General features: G+C 33.0%; 11 protein-coding genes and 1 other RNA gene. 7 read left to right on the top strand and 5 right to left on the bottom strand.

Annotated features, from left to right (window positions below; all coding sequences use genetic code 11):
- Positions 1-15: 15 nt before the first annotated feature.
- Both ACYSNX_RS04875 and ACYSNX_RS04870 read right to left on the bottom strand, forming a co-directional pair.
- Positions 16-3,642, bottom strand: a complete 3,627-nt coding sequence (locus tag ACYSNX_RS04875; protein WP_461753563.1) for a two-component regulator propeller domain-containing protein — start codon at positions 3,640-3,642, stop codon at positions 16-18.
- Positions 3,643-3,844: 202 nt separating this feature from the next.
- Positions 3,845-4,420 carry an LOG family protein gene (locus tag ACYSNX_RS04870; RefSeq protein WP_461753562.1) on the bottom strand — a complete coding sequence of 192 codons (576 nt, stop codon included), beginning with the start codon at positions 4,418-4,420 and terminating at the stop codon, positions 3,845-3,847.
- Between the two features lie 445 nt (positions 4,421-4,865).
- Here ACYSNX_RS04870 and ACYSNX_RS04865 point away from each other — a divergent pair, with 445 nt between their 5' ends.
- A complete protein-coding gene (locus ACYSNX_RS04865; protein WP_461753561.1) occupies positions 4,866-5,603 on the top strand; it encodes a DUF4369 domain-containing protein in 738 nt (245 codons plus the stop codon).
- Positions 5,604-5,701: 98 nt separating this feature from the next.
- Here the strand turns inward: ACYSNX_RS04865 and ACYSNX_RS04860 are convergent, their stop codons facing one another.
- Both ACYSNX_RS04860 and ACYSNX_RS04855 read right to left on the bottom strand, forming a co-directional pair.
- On the bottom strand, positions 5,702-6,472 hold the full coding sequence (locus tag ACYSNX_RS04860; RefSeq protein ID WP_461753560.1) for a hypothetical protein: 771 nt from the start codon (positions 6,470-6,472) through the stop codon (positions 5,702-5,704).
- Between the two features lie 194 nt (positions 6,473-6,666).
- Entirely contained in the window at positions 6,667-8,361 is a 1,695-nt protein-coding gene (locus ACYSNX_RS04855) for a M23 family metallopeptidase (RefSeq protein WP_461753559.1), read from the bottom strand.
- Between the two features lie 184 nt (positions 8,362-8,545).
- Here ACYSNX_RS04855 and ACYSNX_RS04850 point away from each other — a divergent pair, with 184 nt between their 5' ends.
- The 4 genes from ACYSNX_RS04850 to rny all read left to right on the top strand — a co-directional run bounded on the left by ACYSNX_RS04850 (position 8,546) and on the right by rny (position 10,920).
- Positions 8,546-8,836 (top strand): hypothetical protein, encoded by a 291-nt coding sequence (locus ACYSNX_RS04850; RefSeq protein ID WP_461753558.1) that lies wholly within the window; start codon positions 8,546-8,548, stop codon positions 8,834-8,836.
- A 7-nt stretch (positions 8,837-8,843) separates the two neighbouring features.
- Positions 8,844-9,146: a cell division protein ZapA gene (locus ACYSNX_RS04845; RefSeq protein WP_461753557.1), complete on the top strand. Its 303-nt coding sequence runs from the start codon at positions 8,844-8,846 to the stop codon at positions 9,144-9,146.
- 53 nt (positions 9,147-9,199) lie between these two features.
- Positions 9,200-9,307: non-coding RNA, 6S RNA (gene ssrS, locus ACYSNX_RS04840), on the top strand.
- A 50-nt stretch (positions 9,308-9,357) separates the two neighbouring features.
- The gene (gene rny, locus ACYSNX_RS04835; protein ID WP_461753556.1) at positions 9,358-10,920 is read left to right on the top strand and encodes a ribonuclease Y; all 1,563 of its coding nucleotides are present in this window, start codon (positions 9,358-9,360) and stop codon (positions 10,918-10,920) included.
- A 72-nt stretch (positions 10,921-10,992) separates the two neighbouring features.
- Here rny and xerA read toward each other — a convergent pair whose 3' ends face one another.
- The gene (xerA, locus tag ACYSNX_RS04830; protein ID WP_461753555.1) at positions 10,993-11,913 is read right to left on the bottom strand and encodes a site-specific tyrosine recombinase/integron integrase; all 921 of its coding nucleotides are present in this window, start codon (positions 11,911-11,913) and stop codon (positions 10,993-10,995) included.
- Between the two features lie 204 nt (positions 11,914-12,117).
- Between xerA and aroQ the strand changes: the two genes are divergently transcribed.
- Together aroQ and ACYSNX_RS04820 are read left to right on the top strand one after the other, a co-directional pair.
- Positions 12,118-12,534 (top strand): type II 3-dehydroquinate dehydratase, encoded by a 417-nt coding sequence (aroQ, locus tag ACYSNX_RS04825; protein ID WP_461753554.1) that lies wholly within the window; start codon positions 12,118-12,120, stop codon positions 12,532-12,534.
- A gap of 6 nt (positions 12,535-12,540) precedes the next feature.
- Complete coding sequence (locus ACYSNX_RS04820) at positions 12,541-15,024, top strand: DUF5686 family protein (RefSeq protein ID WP_461753553.1); 2,484 nt, start codon at positions 12,541-12,543, stop codon at positions 15,022-15,024.
- Positions 15,025-15,038: the final 14 nt, after the last annotated feature.

The following is a 15,038-nucleotide window of genomic DNA, read 5'->3' as shown; positions in this document are numbered from 1 at the left end:
AACTACGGCTTTGCTCTAACTTTTTTCTTTACAATAGGCAGAAGGGGTGATGCCAAATATTTTTTTAAAAGTTTTACTAAAGTACTTTGGGTCGTTATAACCACACTCAAAGCTAATTTCTGAAATAGTCATCCCTGTATTGCTATGGATTAAACTCTTTGCTCTCTCCATACGCAACTCTACTAATAATTCCATGGGAGATTTGTCTAAATTATCTTTAAACAATCGGTAACATTTTATTTTAGACACCCCTAGTTCCTGAGTTAATTCCTCTATACTAAACTCAGGTCTACTATAGGACTGCTGTAAAATACCCAAAGCTTTTCTAAGAAGCTTTTGCTCAAAAGAAATTTGCACCTCCTCTTGAGCAATCTGCTGTAAAGGCACTTGTAAAATATCTTTTAATTGATTGCTTTGCTTGATTTGACTTAGAGGCTCCAGTATTTTATTATTCCATGTCTGTGCTGATATAGGTAAGTGGATAATCTGATTTACTCCTAAAGCATATAATTTATCTTGTAAAAAATAGGTGGATTGTTGGCATAAATAAAAAGTAGTCGCATTGGAGTTCTTTCTATTCTCCTTACATTTCTCAAGGAAATAGTGTAGATTCTTATCTAAGGAAGAGTCATAAATAATAATACCTTGAAAAGAGTATAAGTTTAAATAATCAACACCTTGAAGAGCTGTTTTTGCAAACACAACATGGCAATTAGTCGAGGTGGCAAGTACATTTTCTACAATGCTTTGATCTTGCTCTTTAACTAGTACTAATAGGTTAACCTTATTTGCTGGTAAAGGAGATATTTGCTGCATTAGAGCCTCTTGACTCCATTTAGGTTGTTTTACCTCAGTCTGTTGCTTTGAAAGGGCTAATTGTATGTTTAACTGAAAATCATTAGATTCTACCTCTTGTATACAAACTCCTAAATCCTGGGACAACCTATTTATTGCTTTGGTGTAAGGACTAAACTCCTTATTAAACTTCCAATACTTCTTTAATAACTCACATTTGGATTGAAATTCCAAAACAAGTACATCTCCTTGCTCTGTGAAACAGCCAAGGGTTACACCTGTTTTCTTATCACAAAATTTAGAACATTCATGCAAAAGGTGATGTATAAGGCTCTGAAATCTAGCAATGTCTATCTCAGCCCATAAGTCATCAGGCAATTGATTATTGAAAAAGACTACTTGTTTACTAGTTTTATCTTTGGTAATATAACTTTGTAGAGTCTGCCCCACAAAATCCTTTACATTAACATAAATGGGGGAATTCTCACCAAAATCAGTAATAGTTTTTAAGGGTTCCCAGTCTTTGGTTCTTTGATAGGCAATTATTGCTAAGTCCCTTAGTTTATTTTTTGACACATTTTGCTCTATCCCCTCTAATAATTCGGCTATAGGACGCTGAATATTAAAAAATAAATAGGCTCTGAAATTTTCTAGATCGATATCCTTATTTCTCAAACTAGAGTGTACGGAAAGTAATTGTTGTTCACGATGGTATATATGTTGGTTAAATTTCCTTAATTTCCTATTTTGTCTAGCTAAGTTTTCTTTTTCGAGGGATATTTTATGGGTGTGTTTTTTTACTTTTTGTTGTAATTGTTTTTGTTGCCTTTTTACCCAGTATTTTTTTAAGAAATAACCTCCATAAATTACAAAAGCAATGGATATAAAGACAATAACAATAAAATAAATTCTTTGGTAAAATGGAGGTAGAATTGTAATTTCTTTAGAGAAAAGGGGACCACTATCCACACTTGCCTTATCTCTTACTTGTAGAACATACTTGCCTGAGTCAAGATTGTCTAAATAAATAATATTTCTTAACAAAGGCCTATACTCCTGAAAAAGTCCAGCTATGCGGTATTCAAATTGATTTATCCCGTGAGAATGAATACCTATAGGATAGAGCTCTAACTGTAAACTACTGTTGGAATATTCTCTTTGTACTACTTCATTTTGCGTGACTACTTGTTCATCAACCCATAACTTAAAATCAGGAACACTACTTTGATGGAAAAACTCCTTAGTATCCACTGTGTTAATTCCCTTGGTACCTCCATAAAACAATTGCTCATCAGAATCGAAAAAATATGCACCTTCTGAAAATTCGAGTCCTTGCCAGAGAAATAGGTTGCTATAATTAACAACAGCTCTATTTTTCATATCAATGGTAGCAATCCCCTTTGTAGTACTAATCCATATTTTACCTGAAACAGCATTTAAACTATATACCAAATGACTTGGTAGACCATCAGATTCGGTTAAAGTAGTTATTAAACGTAGTTGATTATCTACTATTGTAATTCCACCTAAAGAGGCAATCCAAAATTGCTGCATAACTGGATCGTAATAAATATCATAGACACTATTTCCCACCAGGCCCTTTTTTTGATCAAATCCTAAAATATCCTGAGTTTTTAAATCATATAAAATTATCCCATGGTGCTCGGTAGCTATATAAAGTTTATCTCCAATAGGTACTATTTTACGGATATTATATTGCTTAAATGAAGCTTGCTGTGCAAAAGGCACAAAGCTATTTGCTTTGAGATCAAATTTACTTAATCCACCCCATCCCCCCATCCAAATATTTTGGTTTTTATCTTGAGCAATGGCGTAAGTACGGTTGCTCATCATTGAAGCATCCGTAGAAGTTGAATAGTACATTACTTTACTTTGGTCCTCTATACGTATTACTCCTGCATAGGTTCCAACCCAAACACTATTATTACTATCTTGAAATAAAGAACGAACGCGTAACCAATCCTCATTGTCTTGTTTTAAATCAAAATACTTAAAATCTTGCTGCTTACTTTTTTGTATATACACCCCCTTATTGTAATAACCAAGCCATAAATTTTGTTGTTGATCTTTTAAAATAGCTCTTACAGTTTGTTGAGGCAAAATATCTTTGGTTTCACTAACTAATCCTATACCATTATTTTGACTATACATCTTAGCTATTCCACCATCTTTAAACCCTAGCCAAACAACTTGGTATTTATCCTTAATTATATCTACTATTTCATTACTAGGTAAAATAGCTCCCTTAGACACATCTGAGGTGAAGTTTTCCAATATCTCCACCTGGGATTTATCATTTACTTGAACTAGATATAATCCATTTTTATTTGTGCCTACTAAAAACTGTCCTTCTTTATAAGCAATAATTTTATTTATATTTTGATCAACAAAATGGTTTTTCCAAAAATGTCTAATACTATCTTGAACCTCACTATCCATTAGTAAGGGAAATTCAAACTGGCTTAAAAGTTCAAGTTCTTGATTATCGTTCAAATAATAAAATTGATGTTTATCACTTTGAATGACTAATCCATATTTATCATCTAAAAAAAGAGCGACTCCAAAAAAAGGTAAGTCTATATTTTGAAAACCTGTTTTTGGATTATATCTACTTAATTGCTTACTATCACTTAAAAGCCAAACATCTTGTTTGGCATCTTCAATTAAACAAATAATACTATTACCTGCCAAAGATTTGGAATCGAAAGGATCATTTTTATGTATAATTAATTTATTCCCATCATAGATATTTATCCCATCCCAAGTAGCAATCCAGATATCTCCATTACTATGGGCTAAAAGGCGATGCACTGAATTATTAGACAAACCATTTTGACTATTAATTACTTGAAAATAAACATTATGACTATAAATAATATTACACCATAAAAAAAATAAAAAAAATAAAAAAAATAAACGCACTGCTAAAACTAAAGTATATTATACCACACAAAGGTAATAGTGTAAAACCAGCTTAAAATCAAGCCAATGTTAAGGCTGAATTAGCAGTGTGTAAAAATAACTGTATTTACAGACCCACTTGTGCCCATTTTGAAGTATACTGTGAACAATAACGTTTTAACTTCTCTAATAAGTCTAATACATTATCTGCAACTACAAACAAATCTAAGGTATCTTTTTGCACAAAACCTTGCTTTACCATATGTTGCATCATGTCTAATAGTGGATTGTAAAATCCTTCTAAATTCAATAGGCCAATAGGTTTTTCAAACAGACCAAGTTGAGCAAAAGTAACAACTTCGAAAAACTCCTCTAAAGTCCCAAAGCCACCTGGTAAGGCAATAAATCCCTGGCTTAAATCCAGCAATTGTCTTTTTCTCTCTGCCATATCTTTAACCAGTATCAATTCACTTAGATTAGGATGTATAAGCTCTCTATTCTCCAGAAACTCTGGAAAGACACCTATTACATGCCCATTTTTGGATAAAACTCCATCAGCTAATGCTCCCATTAAACCTACTTTACAACCTCCGTAAACTAAGTTGATATTTCGAGTAGCTAGTAAAGTTCCTAATAAAAATGCCTCTGACTTGAAGGAAGCTCTGCTTCCTGAACCGGATCCACAAAAAACCGTATAATTCATATTTGTTTTTTATTATATTTTGCAATACCCTAATATACAAGTTATTCTATTGAAATTTAACTTTTGTAAAAAAAATCACCCTGTATTTTTTTTTGATATACTTGATTTCTATCCTTTCGAAAAAGATCTAATCTATTAATAATTTTCACCTAACAGACTATTTATCAAATTAAAAGCTATGCCTTAAGTAGACTTCTACTAGTTTTCAAGCACTACAAAAAACTATACAGCCAAACACAGTAGAAAATAAAGTTTGCTTTTAACACTTTAACATAATACCGTGAAATCCTAAGAAATAAAGCATTGTTATTAACTTCTATTATATATATTTGCAGGGCTTTAAAATCTAACCCTATAAGGGTTTGTACCCCATCTGTTTTTATTAAAAAAACAAGATTAAAAGCAAAATAACCAATACTAAGCCAAAAGATTATTTTAGTTAACTATGAGAAAATTTTTTTATACTGCATTAATTGCCTGTGGAGTTATCTTTGTCTCTTGTCAAAATAACCAAAACACAAATAACAATGTAACTATAAAGGGAACAGTTAAAGGATTCAAACAAGGGAAACTTTATCTTGCAAAGGTCCAAGATACTACCCTTGTGGCAATCGACTCTTTGATAGTAGATGGAAATTCTGACTTCCTTTTCTCTACCAATGTAGATTCTCCTGAGATGTTTTATATAACCCTAGATAGAGGTTATACCAATTCTTCCGACAATCAAATCCCTTTATTTGTAGAGCCTGGGAATATCCAAATAAACACTACTTTGAAGAAATTTTATGCAGATGCTAAAATTACAGGATCCAGCACCCAAGAGGTTTACGAGAATTATTTAAAGACACGCTCCATTATAAGCGACCGTCAAAATGAATTGGTAATTGATATTTTTCAAGCAGATAAACTAAACGAACCAATTAAAAGAGACTCTTTAATCAAAGTTAGTGAGCGCTTAATAGTACGTAAATACTTAAATGCGGTAAACTTTGCTTTAAACCATAAGAATTCTGAGGTGGCACCTTATATTGCTTTAAGTGACTTATATGATGCTAACACTAAGTTCTTAGACACAATTTACAATTCACTAGATCAAAAAGTAGCTGCTTCTAAATATGGAGTTCAATTAGCTGAATTCATCCAAGAAAGAAAGCAATTAGACAAAGAACTTCTTGAAGAGTAGTTTATTCACAATTACTAAAAGAGCATATAAATAACAAAGGGACTATCTCAAAAAAGATAATCCCTTTGTTACTATAATAAAAAAAGGTATGTAGCCCTTTAATTCTCTAATACTTCTTGTTCTTGTTTTTGTTTATCCTGAAATGGGGTATAACTCACCCTCACCCAAGGAGTTTTTAATAAATCTACATAGTAGTAATGTATGGTATCCATTTTATCAAAAGCGCCATTTTTATTGACATCTTGTATACATCTAAAGTACAGACGGTTGTTTTGAATCACTAAGCTCCAATCTAACACTTCTTGTAATTCTGGATTTAGTTTAGTAAAGTTTTTACCTTGATTATCGCTTATATATAAGTTTTTAATATCCGATCGATCAATTTGACCATCTAAATTAGTATCCTGATCACTAAGAGTATATACTAAAATATGTTTTTTTGTCTTATCGGCTAACTCTTTTAAATAATTTACTGTTTCTATCTTAACGACATCATTGGTTAAAGGATAAATGGATAGTGAATCCACATGTTGAAACATTAGGTTATCTAAACTACCCGTTAATTGAAAGGGAACATAACTAGAAATAGTGAAGGAATAGGATTGCTTTTTCGCAGAATATTTGGAGCCTGTTCCATAAGTTCTTACCTGTCCAACGGGATGAATTAAATAATTAGAGTCAGCAAAACTAATAGGCAAATCAGCGATTAAAAAATCCGCTTTAACCTCCTCATTGGCCTCTGATTGATTTGGATCTAATTCTTTCTCCACTACTTTATCGCTATAGATAACTTTAGGCGTTTGTTCTTGTTTGCATCCTAAGGCAACCATAGATAAAGCAAGGAGTAATAAGGCATATCCCTTTTTCATATTTTTTCAAAAAAATTACTACCTCAAAGATACATTATTTTTCTATATTTCTTTAGATAAAATTCCCCTCTAAAAACACCTAAAACAACAAAGGTACCCAAGAGTGTTCTACCTCTTAGATACCTTTTAAATTTTCTATTTCCCTATCTTATTAAAGGAATATACTCTTTAGTTACAAGGCTAAAAAGCCGGGATTACTTTCTGAAGAAATGAGTATTTAATTCTTTAGTATTTCCTACATTATCCTTTACTATAATAGTAACATCTTGTCTTGAAGAACCAACAATACCATCACTAAAATAATGGGTTATTGTCTTTGTTTTGTAATCGTAATCCAATAGAATCCACTTATCATTAATATAGCCTTGTATAGAGGAAATCCCCGATAAATCATCGCTCACTTTAAAGCTAATTTTAGTGGCATTACTCAACCAATCTCCTGGTTTGAAACTCGCCCCATAAATACTAGGAGCTACCCTATCATACATGATTTGATATTGTCCAAAATTCTTTGTTTCAATAGAATATTGACTTCCTTTTTTAGTTGTTGCATAATAGGATCTACTACCGTTTTTACCTACTAATCCAATAAAGGCTTTCGAAGGGTCTTCTATATTCATCTGACTTGTATCAAAAACCACTGTCATGTTTTTCTTACTATACACTTGTGGAGTGTGAAAGTAAAGAACTCCATCTTTAGTAGATAAATCCAAATCAAAATCTTCAAAAAATGAGTTTTCCCTTAAATTCACAGTAGCAAAGTCACTAGAGAAAGTATAGGCTTTTTGAGTGTGAATGGGTTTTAAGTCCTTTTTTACAGGATCTTGTAAAACGATAGTCTGCTCCTTATAAACAACAGGGATAATTACCTTTTGCTCATTACCATGATAGTCACATAATTCAATAATATACTCAAAGTTATCTTGAGGCTTCACCTCAACTATACCACTTCCAAGACCTTTTATCAAAACCGACAAATTATAGCCTTTAGGATGAAACAAACGCTGTACTCTTCTACTATTATTCACATATAAAGGATAATCTACTAAGGCATTTACTAAATTGGTCTCACTAAAAGAAAAACGATCAAAAGTGTAGCCAAAAACCAGTTGATCCTTTGCATATGCTCTTAGTTTGTACACCCCATTTTTGTTGGCATTAAAATCAGCTGTGTCATGAGTGTCGATACCAAAGCTAATTGGCCCTTTAGCAAAAACAGTATCCACAATAATGGTGTTGGCATCTTTAGCTTTAAAACCAAGGTCAAAGGCAGTACTCTTTCCTTGAACAGCTGCTTTATCCTGTAAAGGGTACACGCGAACACTATTGACAGTAGGAGCCTTTGTATCGGTTAATTTTTCATCCAAACCAGTAGAAAAAGGATTTAAGACTTCTTGGGTTCTAGTATCTCTTACCTCATAGTGCAAGTGAGGTCCCCCACTTCCACCTGTATTACCACTTAATGCGATTAATTGTCCCTTTTCAACAGGTAATTCCCCTTTAGCGGGAAACATTTCTATTTCGAAAGCCTTTTTTGCATAATGATTCTTTAACACATAATCCGCTATATCTCCTTGAAATTTATCTAAGTGAGCATACACAGTTGTCTGGCCATTGGGATGTGCGATATAGATAACTTTTCCATACCCCCAAGTGGACACTTTTATGCGCGATACATATCCGCTTTGTGTACTATAAACATTTATTCCTGTTCTTTGCTGGGTTTTAATATCTAGACCTGCATGAAAATGCGTACCTCTTAATTCTCCAAAATTACCTGAAGCATGCAAAGGAATTTCTAGAGGAGGTTGTAAACTTTCTTGGCCCAAGGCATTACCAAGTCCAAAAACACTCATTGCCAGCAAAGTGCAAAAAAATCTATATTTCATCGTATATTTGTTTTGTGCTAAAATACATAATGTCTAGCTATTTTTTAAATTCTAACCACAAAACCAACCCTAGTAAAACAAGGTAAAATACTATTTATAGAAAAAGACTATTTTTTATGCTAAAACTTTTTTAAATTTAAATACTAATTGTAACTTTGTAGTATAAGGATTAACAAAAGGTATAATGAGTGAACTAACGGATATAATAAGTTCTTTAGAAGTTAAGTTTGCAAAACTTGTACAACGGTTGAATGTTTTACAAGCTGAGAACGATCAGTTAAAGGAAAATCTTAACCAAGCTAAGTTGGAAATTCATCAAAATGAGAAGCGATTAGATGAGATTTACCAGAGGTATGAATCCCTGCAACTTGCGAATTCCTTATTGGGCAGTGAAGAAACAAAAAGAGAGACAAAACTCAAGATAAATTCATTAATAAAAGAGATCGATCAATGTATCGCTCAGCTCACTAAATAATTAGTTTATGCGTAAAGATGAACAATTAAGAATTAAAATTTCGATAGCAGATAGAGTATATCCATTAACAGTTAGTTATGCTCAAGAGGAAGCTTTGCGAACAGCTTCAAAGAAAATCGAAACGATGATTCATCAGTTTGAACAAAATTATGCTGTGAGAGATAAACAAGATGTTTTGGCGATGTGTGCCTTGCAATTGGCCTCGCAAAGCGAGCAAAAAACCATAGACACTACAGAGTCATACAACAAATCGGTAGACCGATTAATTAAATTAGATCAAGTACTAGAAAGTATATTATCGAAAAAATAACAAAAGACGTTCTTAAACAAAAGATACTGCCCACATTAGAACCCGTTTGATAAACTCAACACTAACAAATTAAAATGAGTGAATCTTTGCTACTAAAGCATGCTGCCTTGCGCAGATCCTTGAACAGCGAGTTAGCTCAAAACTTGTCTTTTTAAGAGTTTATGCAACTCTACTAATGTGGGCTTTTTTTATATATAATTTTGAAACATTTATGGGAATATTATTCATCGTCGGAGGAGTTGTACTAGGTGCTGGTATAGGCTTTGCCATAGCGAAGTACTTAGAAAAGAATCACGCCTCTTCTATACTACAGAGAACACAAGGTGAAGCTAAGACGATATTGCGAGAAGCAAAAACGGAGGGAGAAGCCATCAAAAAAGAGAAGATATTACAAGCTAAAGAAAAGTTTATTGAGCTTAAATCAGAACATGAACAGGTTATTTTATCTAGGGATAAAAAAATCGCTGAAGCTGAAAAAAGAACAAGAGATAAAGAGTCTCAGATATCAAGTGAGCTAGCTAAGGCTAAAAAAGCGGCAGAAGAGAGCGAAAAAGTAATCACTGATTACAATAACAAATTGGAAGTAATCAGTAAAAAACAAGAAGAAATAGACAAATTACACCGCACTTCAGTGGAGCAATTAGAAGCTATTTCGGGATTAACAGCAGAGGAAGCTAAAAACCAAATCATTGAGAGTTTGAAAAATGAGGCTAAAGCAGATGCAATGGCTTATATACAAGACTCTATTGAAGAAGCAAAATTAACTGCTCAACAAGAGGCTAAGAAAATTGTAATTCAAACCATTCAACGAGTAGGAACAGAAGAAGCAGTAGAAAACTGTGTATCTGTATTTAATATTGAATCGGATGATGTAAAGGGTAGAATTATTGGTCGTGAAGGACGTAATATCCGCGCCATTGAAGCTGCCACAGGAGTAGAAATAATTGTAGATGATACCCCTGAGGCTATTATTTTATCTTGTTTTGATCCAGTTAGAAGAGAAATTGCTCGTCTTTCTTTACACCGTTTAGTAACCGATGGACGTATCCACCCTGCAAGAATTGAAGAGGTGGTTGCTAAAACAACTAAACAAATTGATGAAGAAATCATTGAAATAGGTAAAAGAACTGTTATTGACTTAGGTATTCACGGATTACACCCTGAATTAATCAAAGTTGTTGGGAGAATGAAATACCGCTCTTCTTATGGTCAAAACCTATTACAACACTCTAGAGAAGTAGCTAAATTATGTGGTTTAATGGCTGCAGAATTAGGGCTTAACGTTAAACTAGCAAAAAGAGCAGGATTACTACACGATATTGGTAAAGTACCTGAAACAGAAAGTGAACTACCTCACGCAATCTTAGGAATGCAATGGGCAGAGAAATACGGAGAGAAACCAGAGGTTTGCAATGCCATTGGAGCTCACCATGATGAAATAGAAATGACTTCACTTATTTCTCCATTAGTTCAAGTATGTGACGCTATCTCTGGGGCAAGACCAGGAGCAAGACGTCAAGTATTAGACTCTTACATCCAACGCCTGAAAGACTTAGAAAGCATAGCTAATGATTTTAATGGAGTTAAAAATTCTTACGCAATTCAAGCAGGTAGAGAATTAAGAGTTATTGTAGAGAGTGAAAAAGTAAGTGATGAAATGGCAAGTACATTGTCTTTCGATATTTCACAGAAAATTCAAACAGAAATGACTTATCCAGGTCAAGTGAAAATTACAGTAATTAGAGAAACTAGAGCAATTAACATTGCTAAATAATTTTATTACTTATATACTATAAAAAAACGTCTAAGAACTTTCTTAGACGTTTTTTTATGGCTTGTATTTACCTTATAACTCTTCTTTGTTTGCCCTTGGATGAAAGCGCAATAACACATCTTTTAACCGCTGAGAAGACACATGAGTATAGATTTGTGTTGTTGTAATACTCTCATGACCTAAAAGCAATTGAATAATACGAATATCCGCTCCGTTATCTAATAAATGAGTCGCAAAGGAATGGCGAAAGGTATGAGGAGAAACCTCTTTATTAAAGTCTAACTCTCTAACTAAATCTTTTATAATAGTAAAGATCATTGCACGGGTTAATTGAGCGCCTCTGCGATTTAAAAACAAAATATCACTACTTGTTTTTTGCACCTCTATCTTACTTCTAATGGTCTTTATATAAGTGGTTATATATTGCATGGTATTGGGATCAATAGGCACAAAACGGTGCTTAGATCCTTTTCCGATTATTCGTATAAAACCTTCATTGAAAAATAAATCGGAAATTTTCAAATGGGTTAATTCACTTACCCTTAATCCACAGCTATACAGCGTTTCTAAAATAACTTTATTTCTATACCCTAGATCGCTACTTTGATCTATTGCTGCGATTAAAGCGTCGATTTGATCTAAACTTAAAACAACTGGAAGCTTTCTTCCTTGCTTAGGACTGGAGATATGTTCTACTGGAGAACGCTCTATATAACCTTCTAATACAAAGTAATTAAAAAAGCTTTTTAACCCAGATATAATCCTACTTTGGGTAGTAGGTGCAACAAAATCATGTATTTGATAAATAAATTCCTGGACAAATTCATCGGTTATATCCCCTATTTGTACCACCTCTGGATAGGATTCTAAAAAACCTATAAACTTTCGTACATCTAGAACATAACTTTGTATAGAGTTATCCGACAATCCCCTTTCTAATTTTAAATAAGTAGAAAACATGCGAATATTACTCTGCCAATATTTACTGTGCATTTTTTTAGCTAAGGTACAAAAAGAATTAGCTTTTCAACTAAAGCTACTTTGGTTAAACAAGTGAGAATAAAAGAGCTTTTTTAGCGCGCTTATTTTTACAAAATCTCTTTTATATGGCTGTGCCCTGCATAATTAGTTGAACTTATTATATTAAACAATGAATTAATAATTATCTTTGCCTATATAAACCACGCGAATATTACTATGAAAATAATCATTATAAACGGTCCTAACTTAAACCTCTTAGGTAAAAGAGAGCCTCATATCTACGGAAGCTTGAGTTTTCAAGATTACTTAGAGCAACTAAAGGCAAGTTTCCCTACTCTAGATATTGAGTATTACCAAAGTAATATTGAAGGAGAACTTATTAATAAAATCCATCAAGTAGGTTTTTCTTATGATGGTATTATTCTAAACGCAGGAGCATACACCCATACTTCCATCGCACTAGCCGATGCAATCTCTGGTATTACGACAAAAGTAATCGAGGTACATATTTCTAATACTTTTGCTAGAGAAGAATTTAGACACCATTCTTATCTTTCTAAAGTTTGTCAAGGGGTCGTAGTCGGCTTTGGGCTTAAGAGCTATAATTTAGCCCTTAGTTACTTTACCATGTAATTACCAATGCGCTTACCTATATCCTTTTTATGTTGTCTTTATTTTTTACTCTCTTGGCAATTACCCAGCTTTAGCCAAAATTTTACGGCAAAAGGAAGGGTAATCAATGAAGATAAAGTTGCTCTAAAAAATGCAAAAGTATTTTTTAGAGATACTGCATTACAAACCACCACAGACTCCCTGGGTTATTACTACTTTACTCAAATTCCTCAAAGAGGTACCATACAGGTACAAGCTACTGGTTATTTAAGTAAACAAATGGAATATAATCTAAAGGAAAAAGAACAACTTCAACAAGATTTCACCCTTAATACCTATAATAAAGGTTTATTTAGTTTTAAAAACCCTCAGGATGATTATGCTTTATTCTTATTAGACTTAGTAGGTAAAAACAAACCTCCCACTAAATACACAGTAGGCTACTATTCTAAAGGTAACATCCAATTAGCAGGAGATAGAGAAACCTTTTTAGGACAACACCGTAAAGACCTAGACATTCGCCTAGACCTTTCCTTACCCAATGCCTATTTATATGCAGGAGAATTAATTTCGGATATAACTGTATTAAACCAACACTATGTACATGAACAAGTGATTGCACAAAGAGAAACTGGTGATTCAAGAGATATATTTCTGCAAAGTGGTATAGATTCTCACCTAGACTTTTATGCCCCAAAGGTATCTAACCAACTAAAAATAATCTCCCCTTTAGTTTCTTATGCTAGAAACTACTACAACTTTAAAGTAATTAATATCCAGAAGGATTTAGAAGGTTATACCATTTACACCATCTCTTTTACTCCAAAAAGGGAAAGAGAACCTGTGTTAACAGGAGAAATGACCATAAGTGATCACTTATGGCAATTAACTAGTATTTATGCTGGTATGCAAGGAGCCAACGTAGGTTTACCTTTAGCTAAACAATTAGTTGTAGCACAGTATTTCCAATACGATAAGGCAATGAATAGATATATAAAGAAACAACAAAATCTTTATATCGATGGAAAATTTATTGTCTTTGATTTCACGGGTCAGTTTAATTCGTTTTTCTACAACTATAAAAGAGACCATTTATTAGGGAAAAAAGATTTTTCTAATGAGCTAATTAGCTACCAAGAGAACTTTAAACAAAATTCAGATGAATTTTGGGATACTATCCGTCCTTACGCATTACCCAAAAAAGAAATCCAAAATTTTCAAGCAAGGAAAATATTAGATAAACAACAAACCATTGTTATGTTGGACTCCATTGATAAAAGGAACAACAACATCACTCTTTTTAAATTCCTTAAAGGTTATCGCTATATCAATTCTAATAAAAGCACCACCTATTCCTATAGGGGGCTTTTATCTACTTTTGCCTTTAATGCAGTACAAGGCTTTAACGTAACAACAGGTCTTGACTTTTCTAAAATATATCAAAGTGGAGCCAAAACAAGTGCTGGAGCTATTTTAAATTATGGGGTATCGGAGAACAAAACCCGCTTCTCTGGTTACGCCTCTCATTTACTCAATGAGATTAATTACAATAAAATATCTATTTCAGGAGGTTCAAGTATTTCGCAATTTAATTGGGATGACCCTATTAAAACTCCTATCAACTCCTTTGCTAGTGCTTGGTTTGGGAAAAACTACGCAAAGTATTTCCAAAAAGACTTTATTCAACTTCAGTATGAACAATATGTATTTACAGGATTAAAGTTCAAAGGTTATTTAGAATATTCTAATCGCAGAACTCTTAGTAATCACCTAGAGCATCCACCCTTTGTACCTCATCTTAGTTTTGAATCTAACAACCCTTTGGATCCGGAAGATTTCCAAAGCAAACCTTTTATTAATAACAAGGCCTTTAGTTTAGACCTGCAACTAGATGTAGTTTTTGATCAAAAGATTATCAGTTACCCAGATCAAAAGCAATACTTACCTGTTTCTGCTTATCCTGTTATTTCTTTAAACTTAAGAAAGGCATTAAACTCTACTACTTCGGACTATAACTATACTTTTGTAAGTCTTAGTACAACCTTTAATAACAACATTGGTATATATGGAGATTTATTTATTGGTCTTTCCTTAGGTCGATACTTAGAACGAAACCCTATTTCCTTTACCGATTACAAACACTTTAATGGTAACCAAACTTTTATTGGAAGTACCCCAGTGTACAATAAACAGTTTAACCTTTTGCCTTATTATAGCTATAGTACTAATATTTCCTATGTAGAATTCCATATGGAACACGACTTTAGAGGATATCTTATAAATAAAATTCCCTTATTAAATAAAACTGGCTTTTCTTTCGTGGTAGGTTTTCACCTTTTGGAAGTCCCCGAGAAGGATGTTTACCAAGAATTCAGTATAGGGTTTAATAATATAGGCATTAAGAAGTTTCGCCCATTTAGAATAGATTACTTTACCTCAATTTCTCCAGATGCTCCAAAAAAGCATGGATTTGTGTTGGGTATTAAAATCTTAGATATGATTCAAAAATAAAAAAGGGGCTGTCT

The organism is Myroides sp. LJL115, assembly GCF_054871665.1.
The sequence above is the reverse complement of the archived record's forward strand: the minus strand, read 5'-3'. Positions and strand labels throughout refer to the sequence as shown.

Excerpts from the sequence above, each read along its gene's own strand:
- ACYSNX_RS04870 (WP_461753562.1), bottom strand. The coding sequence starts at position 4,420 with ATGAATTATACGGTTTTTTGTGGATCCGGTTCAGGAAGCAGAGCTTCC.
- ACYSNX_RS04865 (WP_461753561.1), top strand. The coding sequence starts at position 4,866 with ATGAGAAAATTTTTTTATACTGCATTAATTGCCTGTGGAGTTATCTTT.
- ACYSNX_RS04860 (WP_461753560.1), bottom strand. The coding sequence starts at position 6,472 with ATGAAAAAGGGATATGCCTTATTACTCCTTGCTTTATCTATGGTTGCC.
- ACYSNX_RS04855 (WP_461753559.1), bottom strand. The coding sequence starts at position 8,361 with ATGAAATATAGATTTTTTTGCACTTTGCTGGCAATGAGTGTTTTTGGA.
- ACYSNX_RS04850 (WP_461753558.1), top strand. The coding sequence starts at position 8,546 with ATGAGTGAACTAACGGATATAATAAGTTCTTTAGAAGTTAAGTTTGCA.
- ACYSNX_RS04845 (WP_461753557.1), top strand. The coding sequence starts at position 8,844 with ATGCGTAAAGATGAACAATTAAGAATTAAAATTTCGATAGCAGATAGA.
- rny (WP_461753556.1), top strand. The coding sequence starts at position 9,358 with ATGGGAATATTATTCATCGTCGGAGGAGTTGTACTAGGTGCTGGTATA.
- xerA (WP_461753555.1), bottom strand. The coding sequence starts at position 11,913 with ATGCACAGTAAATATTGGCAGAGTAATATTCGCATGTTTTCTACTTAT.
- aroQ (WP_461753554.1), top strand. The coding sequence starts at position 12,118 with ATGAAAATAATCATTATAAACGGTCCTAACTTAAACCTCTTAGGTAAA.
- ACYSNX_RS04820 (WP_461753553.1), top strand. The coding sequence starts at position 12,541 with ATGCGCTTACCTATATCCTTTTTATGTTGTCTTTATTTTTTACTCTCT.